Annotated in this window: 15 protein-coding genes; 8 read left to right on the top strand and 7 right to left on the bottom strand. The window is 56.0% G+C overall.

Annotated features, from left to right (window positions below; all coding sequences use genetic code 11):
• Positions 1–2 precede the first annotated feature (2 nt).
• The 6 genes from ACEW72_RS13075 to ACEW72_RS13050 are packed head-to-tail and all read left to right on the top strand — an operon-like array spanning position 3 to position 6,237.
• Positions 3–1,286: an acyl-CoA dehydrogenase family protein gene (locus ACEW72_RS13075; RefSeq protein ID WP_373476832.1), complete on the top strand. Its 1,284-nt coding sequence runs from the start codon at positions 3–5 to the stop codon at positions 1,284–1,286.
• Entirely contained in the window at positions 1,283–2,371 is a 1,089-nt protein-coding gene (locus tag ACEW72_RS13070; RefSeq protein WP_373476831.1) for a Zn-dependent alcohol dehydrogenase, read from the top strand. Before ACEW72_RS13075 ends, ACEW72_RS13070 begins: the two co-directional genes overlap by 4 nt.
• Positions 2,368–3,447: a phosphotransferase family protein gene (locus ACEW72_RS13065; protein WP_373476830.1), complete on the top strand. Its 1,080-nt coding sequence runs from the start codon at positions 2,368–2,370 to the stop codon at positions 3,445–3,447. Before ACEW72_RS13070 ends, ACEW72_RS13065 begins: the two co-directional genes overlap by 4 nt.
• A gap of 26 nt (positions 3,448–3,473) precedes the next feature.
• Positions 3,474–4,256, top strand: a complete 783-nt coding sequence (locus tag ACEW72_RS13060) for an SDR family oxidoreductase (protein WP_373476829.1) — start codon at positions 3,474–3,476, stop codon at positions 4,254–4,256.
• Positions 4,256–5,050, top strand: coding sequence for an SDR family NAD(P)-dependent oxidoreductase (locus ACEW72_RS13055; RefSeq protein ID WP_373476828.1), 795 nt, complete (start codon positions 4,256–4,258; stop codon positions 5,048–5,050). Before ACEW72_RS13060 ends, ACEW72_RS13055 begins: the two co-directional genes overlap by 1 nt.
• The gene (locus ACEW72_RS13050) at positions 5,047–6,237 is read left to right on the top strand and encodes a serine hydrolase domain-containing protein (protein ID WP_373476827.1); all 1,191 of its coding nucleotides are present in this window, start codon (positions 5,047–5,049) and stop codon (positions 6,235–6,237) included. The genes ACEW72_RS13055 and ACEW72_RS13050 overlap by 4 nt, the downstream gene beginning before the upstream one ends.
• On the opposite strand, the gene ACEW72_RS13045 is transcribed toward ACEW72_RS13050, so the two are convergent.
• Genes ACEW72_RS13045 through ispG form a run of 7 tightly spaced genes read right to left on the bottom strand, consistent with a single transcriptional unit; the run spans position 6,216 to position 10,902 of the window.
• Complete coding sequence (locus ACEW72_RS13045) at positions 6,216–7,154, bottom strand: hypothetical protein (protein ID WP_373476826.1); 939 nt, start codon at positions 7,152–7,154, stop codon at positions 6,216–6,218. The genes ACEW72_RS13050 and ACEW72_RS13045 overlap by 22 nt on opposite strands.
• Positions 7,155–7,164: 10 nt before the next feature.
• Positions 7,165–8,067 (bottom strand): DMT family transporter, encoded by a 903-nt coding sequence (locus tag ACEW72_RS13040; RefSeq protein WP_373476825.1) that lies wholly within the window; start codon positions 8,065–8,067, stop codon positions 7,165–7,167.
• Entirely contained in the window at positions 8,067–8,585 is a 519-nt protein-coding gene (locus ACEW72_RS13035; RefSeq protein WP_373476824.1) for a thioredoxin family protein, read from the bottom strand. The genes ACEW72_RS13040 and ACEW72_RS13035 overlap by 1 nt, the downstream gene beginning before the upstream one ends.
• Positions 8,582–9,076 carry an N-acetyltransferase family protein gene (locus ACEW72_RS13030; RefSeq protein ID WP_373476823.1) on the bottom strand — a complete coding sequence of 165 codons (495 nt, stop codon included), beginning with the start codon at positions 9,074–9,076 and terminating at the stop codon, positions 8,582–8,584. Before ACEW72_RS13030 ends, ACEW72_RS13035 begins: the two co-directional genes overlap by 4 nt.
• Entirely contained in the window at positions 9,073–9,459 is a 387-nt protein-coding gene (locus ACEW72_RS13025) for a type II toxin-antitoxin system VapC family toxin (protein ID WP_373476822.1), read from the bottom strand. The genes ACEW72_RS13030 and ACEW72_RS13025 overlap by 4 nt, the downstream gene beginning before the upstream one ends.
• A gap of 2 nt (positions 9,460–9,461) precedes the next feature.
• On the bottom strand, positions 9,462–9,719 hold the full coding sequence (locus ACEW72_RS13020) for a type II toxin-antitoxin system VapB family antitoxin (RefSeq protein ID WP_373476821.1): 258 nt from the start codon (positions 9,717–9,719) through the stop codon (positions 9,462–9,464).
• 43 nt (positions 9,720–9,762) lie between these two features.
• The gene (ispG, locus tag ACEW72_RS13015) at positions 9,763–10,902 is read right to left on the bottom strand and encodes a flavodoxin-dependent (E)-4-hydroxy-3-methylbut-2-enyl-diphosphate synthase (RefSeq protein WP_373476820.1); all 1,140 of its coding nucleotides are present in this window, start codon (positions 10,900–10,902) and stop codon (positions 9,763–9,765) included.
• Positions 10,903–11,065: 163 nt separating this feature from the next.
• Between ispG and ACEW72_RS13010 the strand changes: the two genes are divergently transcribed.
• Complete coding sequence (locus tag ACEW72_RS13010; RefSeq protein ID WP_373476819.1) at positions 11,066–12,100, top strand: isoaspartyl peptidase/L-asparaginase family protein; 1,035 nt, start codon at positions 11,066–11,068, stop codon at positions 12,098–12,100.
• A gap of 109 nt (positions 12,101–12,209) precedes the next feature.
• On the top strand, positions 12,210–13,492 hold a 1,283-nt coding region (gene ccoN, locus ACEW72_RS13005), incomplete at its 3' end, for a cytochrome-c oxidase, cbb3-type subunit I (protein ID WP_373476818.1).

The following is a 13,492-nucleotide window of genomic DNA, read 5'->3' as shown; positions in this document are numbered from 1 at the left end:
TTATGGATTTCGATCTCACCGAAAAGCAAACCTATTGGCGGGACCGTATCCGCGAGCACAATGAACGGTTCGTTCGGCCACGCATGGCAGATTATTATGCCGAACAGGCAACGGGAAGCCGATGGAAAGTCCTGCAGGTTGTTGAAGAGGAAAAGGCTCGCGCAAAGGCTGCAGGCCTTTGGAACCTCTTCATGCCGCCAACGTCTGGCCGTGTGCACGTAGACGACAGCGTGGCATTCGAAGGCCCCGGCCTTACCAATATGGAATATGCCTTGTGCGCCGAAGAAATGGGCCGGATTGGTATAGCGTCAGAAGTTTACAACTGCTCTGCGCCAGACACCGGAAATATGGAAGTGTTCCTGCGTTACGGCAGCGCGGAACAGAAACAGAAATGGATGATTCCATTGATGAACGGAGAAATCCGTTCGGCCTTTTTGATGACCGAGCCGGCCGTCGCCTCGTCGGATGCCACCAACATCGAAACATCTATCCGCCGTGAAGGCGACGAATATGTATTGAACGGCGTGAAATGGTGGTCCTCGGGTGCTGGCGATCCGCGCTGCAAAATTGCCATCGTGATGGGCAAAACCGATTTCGAGGCCAAACGGCATGCACAACAGTCAATGGTGCTGATGGAACTGGACGCCCCCGGCGTAAATATCCTGCGACACCTGCCAGTGTTCGGATATGACGATGCACCGCATGGGCATATGGAAATCGAATTGAAGGATGTCCGTATTCCTGCTGCCAATATGCTGCTTGGCGAGGGCCGTGGTTTCGAGATCGCGCAGGGCCGCCTTGGGCCGGGCCGTATCCACCACTGCATGCGTACCATCGGTACTGCCGAAGAGGCGCTCGAAAAAATGTGCAAGCGTCTGCAAAGCCGCGTCGCATTCGGTAAGACCATAGCCGAACACAGCCTGTGGGAAGAACGCATCGCACGCGCGCGTATCGACATCGAAATGACCCGCCTGCTTTGCCTGAAGGCCGCAGATATGATGGACAAGGTCGGCAACAAGGCAGCCGCAGCCGAGATAGCGATGATAAAAGTTCAGGCGCCCAATATGGCGTTGAAAATCATCGACGATGCCATTCAGGCCCATGGCGGCGGTGGCGTTTCCAACGACTATGGCCTTGCGTATGCCTATGCCGGACAGCGGACCTTGCGTCTGGCCGACGGTCCGGACGAAGTGCATGCAAGAGCCATTGCACGTATGGAACTGGGCAAACATGGCGGACGTGGTAAAGACGGTATGTCGAGTGGCGACATCGGGGTTTCCCGGTGAAAGCAGCCGTCTTGATCGAAGCGGGCAAGCCGCTCCAAATTGAGCAGGTCAATATATCAAACCCCGGGCCGCATGAGGTGCTAATCCGCACCGCGGCCTGCGGGCTTTGCCACAGCGACCTGCACTTTATCGAAGGCACCTATCCGCACCCTTTGCCCGCCATCCCCGGCCATGAGGCGGCAGGTATTGTCGAGGCGGTGGGAAGCGAAGTCCGCACCGTCAAAGTCGGCGATGCCGTCGTCACCTGCCTTTCCGCCTTTTGCGGCCATTGCGAATACTGCGTTACCGGGCGGATGTCGCTTTGTCTTGGCAGCGACACCCGTCGCAAAGCAGGGGATGCCCCGCGCCTCACGCGGTCCGATGGCAGCATCATGAACCAGATGCTCAATCTGTCGGCCTATGCCGAAATGATGTTGGTACACGAACATGCCTGTGTTGCGATCAACCCCGAAATGCCACTCGATAAGGCATCGGTTATTGGGTGTGCAGTGACCACAGGTGCCGGAACAATTTTCAACGCCTGCAAAGTGACACCGGGCGAAACCGTCGCGGTTATCGGTTGTGGCGGCGTTGGCCTTGCCACCATCAATGCGGCAAAAATAGCAGGAGCTGGACGCATAATCGCGGCTGATCCTGTGCCTGAAAAGCGGGCCCTCGCCATGAAGCTTGGCGCGACCGATGTTGTCGATGCATTGGCGGACAATGCGGCAGCACAGATTCAGGAGCTGACCAAAGGCGGCGTCGACCACGCTATTGAGGCGGTCGGCAGACCAGCGTCGGGCGAGCTTGCGGTCAAGTCGCTGAAGCGCGGCGGAACGGCAACTATCCTTGGCATGATGCCGCTGTCGCACCAGGTCGGACTTTCGGCAATGGATCTGCTGTCTGGCAAGAAGCTGCAAGGAGCTATCATGGGCGGCAACCGCTTCCCTGTAGATATTCCACGCCTCGTCGATTTCTATATGCGCGGGTTACTCGATCTCGACAGCATCATTTCCGAAACGATTCCACTGGAACGTATAAATGAGGGCTTTGACCAAATGAAACGCGGTGACGCGGCGCGTTCGGTCATCGTATTTGCACAATGACCGAACTTACCCCGATCGATGCACAAGCTGCTTTTTCAGGTACCGTAGCTCCGACCGGCGCGGACAGGTTGGACGAAGTTAAACTTGCCGAATGGATGTCTGCCAATGTTGCCGGCTTTGAAGGACCGGTGGTTGCATTGAAATTTGCCGGTGGCCAATCCAATCCCACCTATCGGCTGAATGCCAAAAGCGGGTCTTATGTGCTGCGACGCAAACCATTGGGCGTTTTGTTACCCAGTGCCCATGCGGTGGACCGTGAATTTAAGGTAATTGCCGGTTTGCATCCAACCGGATTTCCGGTGGCAAAGCCTTATGGGTTGTGCACCGATGAAACCGTGATCGGCGCAATGTTCTATATCATGGATATGGTCGAAGGCCGCACCATCTGGGACGGTTCAATGCCCGGTTCGAACCCCGCCGAACGCACTGCCACTTATGAGGCAATGATCGATACTTTGGCGGCGCTACATAATGTGGACGTCGAAGCGGCAGGATTGTCCAGCTTCGGCAAACCCGGCAATTATTTCAACCGACAAGTCGAACGCTGGACGAAACAATACCGCCTTGCCGAAACCGAAGCCATGCCGGAAATGGAGCGGTTGATCGAATGGCTGCCCAAGACCTTGCCTGAGCAAACCCGTACCAGCGTCGTCCATGGCGACTACCGCATCGACAATATGATTTTCGATGCCAAGGAACCTGTGGTCAGGGCCGTGCTGGATTGGGAATTGTCGACTTTAGGTGACCCCCTTGCCGACCTCACCTATGTCGCCATGGCGTGGGTCACACAAAATGAAGGCCGGTCAGGCGTCATGGATCTGGATCGCGCAGCCTTGGGCATTCCGGAACTCGACGCGATGGTCGAACGCTATTGCGCCGCGACAGGCCGTGATGGTGTGCCCGATATGAACTGGTATTTCGCCTATAATTTCTTTCGTCTGGCGGGCATCATTCAGGGCATCAAAAAGCGAGTCATCGACGGCACCGCAAGCTCCTCGCATGCGCAAGCGATGGCTGAACGGGTTTACCCGCTGGCCGATTCCGCTTGGAAATTTGCTGAAAAAGCAGGGGCTTAAGCCTTGCGTTACTAAGGGAGAGACATATGTCGCTATTCGACATGACCGGCCAAGTGGCCGTAATCACCGGCTCATCGCGCGGGATCGGCAAAGCGATTGCGTGGGAAATGGCCGAACAAGGCGCCAAGGTCGTAATTTCCAGCCGTAAGCTCGACATTTGCGAAGAGGTTGCGGCCGACATTAACGGCAAATATGGCGAAGGCACTGCCATCGCCATAGCCGCCAATATATCGTCCAGGGAAAGCCTTCAAAATCTGGTTGATGAAACGCGTAAGGCTTTTGGCAAAATCACAGCGCTTGTCTGTAATGCGGCATCCAACCCTTATTATGGACCGATGGCCGACATTTCGGACGAGGCATTCCATAAAATACTGACCAACAACATCGTCGCCAACAACTGGCTGATTTCGATGGTCGTGCCCGAAATGTTAGAACGCGGCGAAGGTTCGGTGACCATCATTTCATCAATCGGCGGCCTGAAGGGTTCTTCGGTCATCGGTGCCTATTGCATATCAAAAGCTGCCGATATGCAACTTGCCCGCAATCTGGCGGACGAATATGGCCCCCGCGGCGTGCGGGTGAACTGCATTGCGCCGGGGCTTATCAAAACGGATTTTGCCAAGGCTTTGTGGGATGATCCAGCGACGTTGAAACGATCCACGGCGACCGCCTCGCTCAAGCGTATCGGCGAGCCGCACGAGATTGCAGGCGCTGCGGTTTTTCTGGCATCGCCAGCAGGGGCCTTTATGACGGGTCAGACAATGGTGATTGACGGTGGCGTCACCAGCAGTGGTGGAGGAGTAGGTTAATGGGTGCTTTGGACGGCAAAATTGCCATCATAACGGGCGTGGGATCAGGCATTGGCCGCGCATCGGCCGTACGCTTTGCCGCCGAAGGGGCAAAGGTCGTGCTGGGCGATATGGCCGCATCGGTGCATGAGACTGCTGAAATGATCGGCGCTGCGGCAACCGCCGTGCAAATGGACGCAGGCGACGAAAGCGACGTGGCTGCCCTGGTCGCCACGGCGATCGATCTGCACGGGCATATCGACATTGCCTTTGCGAACGCAGGTATTTCCGGCGGTATGGAAGGTATTATCGACAACACGGTCGAGAACTTCACCAGTGTTTTGCGGGTGAACCTGATTGGACCGTGGCTGATGGTCAAACATGCGGGCAAGGCAATGGTCGACGCCGGAAATGGCGGGTCGATTATCCTGACCGCCAGCGTCGCCGGCATCCGGTCCGGTGCGGGCGGCCCGCCTTATTCGGCATCCAAGGCCGGTGTTATCAATCTGGCCAAGGTTTCGGCCCAGCAATTGTCGGGCACCAATGTCCGCTGCAACGCCATTTGCCCCGGACTTACCGAAACCGGCATGACAAAGCCGACATTTGATTATGCCAAGGAAAAGGGCGTCACCGACAAGATCGGTCGCCTGAACCCCCTGCGCCGCGGGGCGCAGCCCGAAGAATTGGCAAATGTCGCTTTGTTCCTTGCCAGCGATCAGGCAAGCTATGTGAACGGACAAGCGATTGCCGTTGATGGCGGGCTTTCCAGCTCGCACCCTGTAACGCGTCAATTGACAGGACAAACCGCAGTATGAACGCACATGAGCTAGGCTTTCTTCCCGAACGGCTCGCCCGGATACCGGAATTCGTGCAGGCGAATTATCTCGACAATGGGAAACTGCCCTTTGCATCGCTGCTGATCGGTCGCGGCGACGATATTGCGCTAAACTGGAGCTCGGGTGTTGCCGACGACGCCATATTCCGTATTGCGTCGATGACCAAGCCGGTGACTTCGGTGGCGTTCATGCAGTTGGTCGAACAAGGCAAGGTTGCCCTGACCGATCCGGTGGCCAAATATATACCGGAATTTGCCAAGCTCGGTGTCTTTGTCGCAGGCGGCGGCAATATCCCATTCGTGTCCCGCCCTCCCGCGACGCCCATGCGTATCGTTGACCTCCTGCGCCACACGGCCGGGTTCACCTATAGCTTTCAGGAACGCAGCAACATCGACGCAGCGCATCGCAAGACGGATGTCGAAAGCTGGAGCCGCAACACTTCGCAAAGCTTTATCGATATACTGGCCGAAATACCGTTGGAGTTCGACCCGGGAACCGAGTGGAATTATTCGGTGGCGACCGACATTGTGGGGATATTGATCGAAAGGATTAGCGGCCAGAGCCTGCCCGACTATTTCCAGCACCATATATTTGCCCCGCTCGGGATGAACGACACCTTCTTCGCGGTGCCTGCCGACAAGGCGGGACGATTACCGGAAGCCTATGTTTTCGATGCAGAGGCGAAGTTGAAGCTGTCTGACAAAGCGGGAATCGAAAGCCTCTGGGCCAAGGGATGGTCATTCAATTCCGGCGGCGGTGGCCTGGCTTCGACCGTTGCGGACTACCACCGCTTTTGCCGCATGCTCTTGAATGGTGGAGCCTTGGACGGTGTCCAGATCATTAGCCCCAAAACGCTTGAGCTGATGACGGCCAACCATCTTCCCGGCGGCAAGGATCTGACCCAGATGTCCAAATCGCTGTTTAGCGAAGCGGACATGGCGGGCATCGGCTTCGGTCTTGGCTTTGCCACAACGATCGACAGTGCCGCCACGCTCGTTCACTGCTCAACCGGTGATTTTTATTGGGGCGGAATGTACTCGACCGCCTTCTTCGTGGACCCTGTTGAAGACATCATCATGATTTTCATGACACAGTTGATGCCGTCCACGACCTATCCGGTGCGGCGCGAAATCAAGACAATGATCTATTCGGCGCTGGCGGCCTGAAGCGCGGCAATAGCGCGCCGGGTCGAACTTACGTAACTACCTCGGGCATAACGATAAGTCCCGATGTAGTGAATGAATGCTGGGTCAACTGGCAGGTCTTCTTCCCAATGGTTGGTATAGCGATCATAAGGAAGCTGGATCGGATCAGGATCATTTGCGACAACAAAATTCGATGCCGCTTGCTCGCTGCCCCATTCGCTGAATCTTGGACCAACGACACGACCCGTGTCGACCGCAAAGCGTTCAGCCAGCGCCCGTCCGCTTGATGATCGGGAAAAGCCTGCAAAGCCGGCACAACCCCTGATATATTTAAGCCTTTCGGCGTCAGGAATGTCCCTCAGGGCAGATTCAATTACCGATTGGATATGCTGATGGATAGGGCCATCTGGGTAAATATCGCGGATCATCTGTGGTATAGTCATAAAGCCGTGCGCGACATCTTCGATACCGCCGCCAAGGGTGAAGCTGCGATTGTCGGCGATGGCGGCTGCTATTTCCGGCACGGGACCAAGGGTCACGGTATCGGAATCAAGCTGGATGACATAATGGTCAAGACGCAAATCCAGAATGGCAAGTAACCGTTCCCAGCAATTGCCGTTCGGACAAGGCGCGGTCGTAATGTCTGCAAAGGATAAAATCTGCGGATCTCCGCAATGATACGCCAAAACCGCCTTGTCCGGGTTGGTCAGCGTTCCATCATCCAGCAAGATAATCCGTCCACGACGCAATTGCAGATGCAATGATTTCACCGCAACCAGATAAGGCAACACAACCGCCGTACCGATCATGGAGAACAGGATCACGCCATCATCAACCGGCGCGATAGCAGGGGTGGCCAAGACATTTCGCACCGCACGGCCGTGTTGCCATGCGCACCATTTGCGGCCAATTGTCGAGAAATTTTGTGCGAAAGCCATCCCGAATAGCCTAGACGATAGCAATTTCCACTTGATTAACAGGGACCGGCTTTGCCCTTGCCGCAATTAAACTGCCGCAAACTATGAACGCAGTGCCGAATAATACCGGCCAGGTTACTTGTTCGGAAAAGAACAGCCACCCGAATAATGCAGCCCACACAAATCCGGTATATTCCACAGGTATCAATATCTGTGCCTCCGCCCGCGCATAGGCCCAGCTCAACAGCAATAACGACAATATGGCCAGTGCAGCGGCGCCTGCTAGCATCGGTGCCTTTTCAACCGGCAGAGGTGCCAGAAACCACGGCGCGGCAAGACTAAGTGTTGCCGCAACGAACAGGTTTTGGAAAAACGCAATTTCAACTGGCCCCGCCAACTGCGCCTGTTTGCGGGCTAAAATCAGATTATAGGCAAAAACCACAGCGGAAAACAGGACGGCGGCGGCACCCCATAAGTGGCCGGTGGTATAATGCCCGCTCAGCCGCCCAGCCATGATAACCACCACGCCCAAAAGACCTGCAACCGATGCCCAAATCGCCTCACGCCCGATTTTTTCACCGAGCAGAACCGCCGCCAGATACAGCGCGATGACGGGTGCGACAAAGCTCAAACCGATCGCTTCGGCCAAAGGCAGTTGGGTGATCGACCAAAAGAAACTGACCGCCATGATCGACACGACGATGCTGCGCCAAAGATGCAGCTTCAGCACCGCCGCCGTGGGCCAGCGTTGCCGCATTCCCACAAACAATAGCCCCATGAAAAGCGCCCCCAGACTGTTGCGCCACATCACCGCGTTGAACGCACCAAGCGCAAGCGCCAGATCTTTCATCACCGCATCCATGAGCGAGAATGTCGCAATTCCGCCGCAAGCTACAAGGAATGGAACGACCGGACGGGGGTGGAGGCCCGACATCAGGACGCTGGTTTGAACGTCGCAAAATAGCGGTAGATGTCTTCTTCGTTCCGGCTGGCGGCATTGCGCCAGCCGATCGCGTCCTTTTTGCTGTTCAGCAATATGCCGTCGGCGGAAATGGCCATGACGAGCGGCGTGTTCTTGACCTTTTTAATACCAAAGCGCCGGGCGATATCGAGATTGCGCCCTTTGCCGATTTGCGGCGTCCCGACGTCGACATAGACAATGCTGAAGCGGTCGCGCATCATGTCCATGAAGCGAGGCGTGTCGAGCCATCCGGCCAGACCCACGCTGTCGTGACACCAGTTCGCACCCAGGATGACCAGCACCGTCGTGCCGCTTTTTTGTGCATCGGCCAAAGCGCGGTCGACATCGGCCTGCGCGTTACGTTCGGCGAAAAAGGCTAAAGTTTCCGGATTGGCATTGCGCTCCGTTATGGCGGACGGTTGTCCCGGCATTGGCGCGCCGGACAACGGTGCGGCGGCAAGCAACAGGCTGAATACGAGCGTGCCGGTCACGCATCACCCGCCAAAGCCGTCAATGCATCGCCATCCACGCGGAATGTTGTCCATTCGTCCATTGGCTTGGCCCCCAGCATTTTGTAAAAACGGATCGCCGGTTCGTTCCAGTCGAGCACCCACCATTCCAGCCGCGCGCAATCACGTTCGACCGCAAGCTGCGCCAATCGTTGAAGGAATGCCTTGCCAAGCCCCACCCCGCGCGCCTCGGGCCGCACGAACAGGTCTTCCAGATATATGCCGGGTTTGCCTTCAAACGTCGAGAAATTGTGGAAGAACAGCGCAAAGCCCTGCGCCGCACCGTCCACCTCGCCTATCAGTACCTCGGCATAGGGACGCCCCCCTGCACTCTGGCCGAACAAGCGCTCGCCAAGCTCAGCTTCGTCAAAGCGCACCTCATGCGCGAGGCGCTCATAGTCCGCAAGGTCGCGGATGAACTGCGCGATGAGAGGAAGATCGGCGGGTTTTGCGGGGCGGATCGAAAGGGTCAAAGTGCGGGCCGGATATCGGTTTGTGCGAAGTCATTACCTTTGAACAGCAGGGGCGCATCTAGCAGTTTGGCGACCGCATAGGCCATGCAATCTCCGAAATTAAGTGCAGCAGGGTGGCGACCTTTGCCAAAGCGAAATTCTGCCTCTAACGCGATTGAGGCCATCTCATCATCCCAGTCAACGACCTTTGCGCCGACGGCATCAAGTAAACTCCTAGCCAATTCCGCCGCTGGTAACTGCTGCCATCGCGACATGACCAGCAACAGTTCGAATTTGGTTGGTGCGCCGATAAAAAGTTCGGTGGCGTCAATCAGCTTGTTTCGAAATTGAACTGCATCTTCTTCCTGCTTCAATATCGCAACCAAAGCAGAGCTATCAAGCACGATCAATGTGGCAACCCGTTTTCATCATATAGCCAATCATCCATTTCTCTCATGGATGGCATCGGTCCGAGCTTAGCAACACGCCCCTGAATCTCCTTGATTGCCGCCAACATCTTCTTCGGATCTTTTTTGAGCGGTGAATCTTTGGAAAGTTCGTTGCTGACGGCCAGCCGAATGGCAGTGGTAACACCTACTCCGCGCCTCTTGGCGAGCTCACGAACAAGACGCTCAGTTTCTTCGTTTTTTATGCTAAGACCCATATTTCCACCTTTCTAGAATAAATATTAAAATTCTAGAAAAATGTCAAGCCGCCTTCCCGTGCAGCGTGTCCATGCTGACGCTCGACCCTGCGTCAATCTCGGCGGCTTTGGCTTCGACCAGTTTGACGATGTGGCTGATCATGTCCGAATCCGCCACATGATGGTCGGTCACGCCGGACAGATAGACCATATGCTTGCCGTTTCCGCCGCCGGTGATGCCGATATCGGTTTCGCGCGCCTCGCCCGGGCCATTGACGACGCAACCCAGAACCGAAAGGCTCATGGGCGTCTTGATATGGCCAAGCGCATCTTCCAATTTCTGCACCGTGCGGATCACGTCAAAGCCCTGCCGCGCGCAGCTTGGGCAGCTCACCACCCGCACTCCGCGTGTGCGCAGGCCCAGCGATTTCAAAATCTCATATCCGACGCGGACTTCTTCTTCCGGTTCTGCGGAGAGCGACACGCGAATGGTGTCACCGATCCCGGCCCAGAGAAGATTGCCCATACCTATGGAAGATTTAACCGTTCCGCCAATCAGGCCACCGGCTTCGGTTATTCCCAGATGCAACGGACAATCGACCGCATCGGCCAGACCCATATAGGCAGCGACAGCCAGAAAAACGTCGGAGGCTTTCACCGCGACCTTATATTCATGGAAATCACGGTCCTGCAGCAATTTGATATGGTCGAGCGCGCTTTCAATTAGCGCTTCGGGACAAGGCTCGCCATATTTTTCGAGTAGGTCTTTTTCAAGGCTGCCCGCATTTACGCCGATCCGGATCGCGCAGCCATTAGCCTTGGCCGCGTTCACCACCTCGTTCACGCGGTCCGCCGAACCGATATTGCCCGGGTTTATCCGCAAACAAGCCGCACCTGCGTCGGCGGCTTCAAGCGCGCGTTTATAATGGAAATGGATATCGGCAACGATGGGCACATGCGCCGCACGCACAATCTGCTTGAGCGCGGCGGTGCTTTCGACATCGGGGCAGGACACGCGGATAATGTCGGCGCCTGCATCTTCACATCGGCGGATCTGGTCAATCGTCGCACCGGCATCGCTGGTCAGCGTGTTGGTCATGGTTTGCACCGTAATCGGAGCATCCCCGCCAACAGGGACGTTACCAACCATGATCTGGCGAGACGAGCGGCGCGCAATATCGCGCCATGGGCGTATGGAAGACATGAGCACGATATAGAAGCAATAGATTTGGGCCGCAATCGCGAAGGTGCACCAAATTGGCAGAGTCCATATTAGGCTTTATTTAGCGGCCTATTGTCGACAAATATGGCCAAAGCCGAGGGCATTGCCTGCAGTTTTACAGTTTTTTCTCTGCCAAAGGATCAATATGTCGAAATCTTCCATTTCATTCTGGTTGCTATTGATACTATCTGTTGCACCATCGCTTGCCGCGCATCCCGGCGCACATGATCGTGATTTAGAGGAAGAAAGCGTGACAGCGGAAAAGAAATGGACATTGGTTATTCACGGCGGCGCAGGCAGCATGGTGCGTGATTCAATGCCGCCAGAAAAAGACGCCGCCGCGCGCGCCGGTTTGACTCGCGCATTGGAGGCCGGATCTGCTGTCTTGAAAAAGGGCGGAACCGCGATGGATGCGGTCAGCGCAGCAATCATGATCATGGAGGATGACGAACATTTCAACGCCGGCAAAGGCGCCGTGTTTACCTATAAAGGCATCAACGAACTTGATGCGTCGATCATGGATGGCAAGACCCTGGGCGCAGGCGCAGTTACAGGCGCGCGTTATACCAAAAACCCGATCCTGCTTGCGCGCGCCGTGATGGAAAAAAGCCCGCATGTCATGCTGAGCCGCGAAGGTGCGGACGAATTCAGCCGCGAACAGGGGTTGGAGCAAGTGAACCCAGATTATTTCGCCACCCCTGAACGCTGGCGACAATTGGAAGAATTGAAGGCGAAGAAACTTGGTTGGTATGATGTCGACTTGAAATATGGAACCGTCGGCGCGGTCGCGGTCGACGGAGCTGGCAATGTCGCCGCGGGCACGTCGACGGGTGGCCTGACCGGCAAGCGCTGGGGCCGGATCGGCGATAGTCCGATCATCGGCGCTGGCAATTATGCCGACAACAGGGCGTGTGCCGTATCAGCGACTGGAGCCGGAGAATTCTTCATCCGTCTGGGCGTCGCGCATGAAATCTGCGCGCGGATGCGAATGTTGGGGGAAGATTCCAAAGTGGCGGCAGATCATGTCCTGAAAGAAATGGCGCTGCTTGGCGGAACAGGCGGCGTGATCGTGACCGCCCCCGATGGCACCGCGACCTTTTCTTTCAACACGCCGGGAATGTATCGCGGCAAAGCAACGAGCGCGGGCGATAAAATGGTTGCGATTTACGGGGATGAGTGAACCGCGCATCAACACGGTCCGTGTTTGTTGACCTAGGTCAATGAACGCTTTTCCCAAATAGCCCATCGCTCCCTTGAACCGCTAATCGACTAGCGGTCGGGGAACGGTAATGGATATTCTTTTAACACGTGTGGGCGCGTGGTTGTTTGTGGCATTTCTTGCTTTCGTTGCAATGGCGGCGGGGGCAGATCAGGCCTATTCCTTCCATATGGGGATTGTCTGCGTCGCCGCGCTCTTGGCGATGCTGGCATCGATGAACGGGTTTGATTTTCTAACCCAGCGGTTTCCCGCACTTGGCGGGTCGGCTGTCCAGTCCCGTTATGATGATGATCCAATCCGCTGGGGGGTGATTGCGACATTATTCTGGGGCATTGCAGGCTTTACGGTCGGGTTGATTATTGCTTTGCAGCTCGCTTTTCCCGCGTTGAACCTGAACCTTGAATATACCACTTTCGGCCGTCTGCGCCCGTTGCACACCTCAGCCGTCATTTTCGCATTTGGAGGCAATGCGCTGATCGCGACAAGTTTCTATGTCGTCCAGCGCACGTGCCGGGCGAGACTCGCCTTCCCCGGTCTCGCCCGTTTTGTTTTCTGGGGCTACCAGCTGTTCATCGTTCTGGCGGCCACCGGCTATTTAATGGGCGTGACCGAAGGCAAGGAATATGCCGAGCCCGAATGGTATGTCGATATCTGGCTGACTGTGGTTTGGGTGAGCTATCTGGCGGTTTTTGTTGGCACCATCGTAAAGCGTAAAGAGCCGCATATCTATGTCGCCAACTGGTTCTACCTCAGCTTCATCATCACCGTGGCCATGCTGCATCTGGTCAACAACCTGTCGATGCCAGTCAGCATCTTCGGTTCCAAAAGCTATAGCGCCTTTGCAGGGGTGCAGGACGCGCTGACCCAATGGTGGTACGGCCACAACGCCGTCGGATTTTTTCTGACCGCCGGTTTCCTTGCAATGATGTATTATTTTGTGCCCAAGCAGGCGGAACGGCCGGTCTATTCCTATCGCCTTTCAATCGTCCATTTCTGGTCGTTGATCTTCCTCTACATCTGGGCGGGGCCGCACCATTTGCATTACACCGCACTGCCCGACTGGGCCCAAACGCTTGGTATGGTGTTCTCCATCGTCTTGTGGATGCCAAGCTGGGGCGGGATGATAAATGGCCTGATGACACTGAACGGTGCCTGGGACAAGATCCGCACCGATCCCATCATTCGCATGATGGTCATGGCCCTCGCATTTTACGGCATGAGCACGTTTGAAGGGCCGATGCTGTCGATCAAGGCCGTGAACAGCCTGTCGCATTATACCGACTGGACCATCGGCCACGTCCATTCCGGCGCGCTGGGATGGAACGGGATGATCACCTTCGCCTGCATCTACTA

This window comes from Sphingorhabdus sp., from assembly GCF_041737645.1.
Classification (GTDB): domain Bacteria; phylum Pseudomonadota; class Alphaproteobacteria; order Sphingomonadales; family Sphingomonadaceae; genus Sphingorhabdus_B.
The sequence above is the reverse complement of the archived record's forward strand: the minus strand, read 5'-3'. Positions and strand labels throughout refer to the sequence as shown.

Bases quoted from the DNA above. Each gene is read 5' to 3' on its own strand.
- ACEW72_RS13055 (WP_373476828.1), top strand. From the start codon at position 4,256: ATGGGTGCTTTGGACGGCAAAATTGCCATCATAACGGGCGTGGGATCA.
- ACEW72_RS13060 (WP_373476829.1), top strand. From the start codon at position 3,474: ATGTCGCTATTCGACATGACCGGCCAAGTGGCCGTAATCACCGGCTCA.
- ACEW72_RS13010 (WP_373476819.1), top strand. From the start codon at position 11,066: ATGTCGAAATCTTCCATTTCATTCTGGTTGCTATTGATACTATCTGTT.
- ACEW72_RS13050 (WP_373476827.1), top strand. From the start codon at position 5,047: ATGAACGCACATGAGCTAGGCTTTCTTCCCGAACGGCTCGCCCGGATA.
- ACEW72_RS13075 (WP_373476832.1), top strand. From the start codon at position 3: ATGGATTTCGATCTCACCGAAAAGCAAACCTATTGGCGGGACCGTATC.
- ACEW72_RS13040 (WP_373476825.1), bottom strand. From the start codon at position 8,067: ATGTCGGGCCTCCACCCCCGTCCGGTCGTTCCATTCCTTGTAGCTTGC.
- ACEW72_RS13045 (WP_373476826.1), bottom strand. From the start codon at position 7,154: ATGGCTTTCGCACAAAATTTCTCGACAATTGGCCGCAAATGGTGCGCA.
- ispG (WP_373476820.1), bottom strand. From the start codon at position 10,902: ATGTCTTCCATACGCCCATGGCGCGATATTGCGCGCCGCTCGTCTCGC.
- ACEW72_RS13065 (WP_373476830.1), top strand. From the start codon at position 2,368: ATGACCGAACTTACCCCGATCGATGCACAAGCTGCTTTTTCAGGTACC.
- ACEW72_RS13020 (WP_373476821.1), bottom strand. From the start codon at position 9,719: ATGGGTCTTAGCATAAAAAACGAAGAAACTGAGCGTCTTGTTCGTGAG.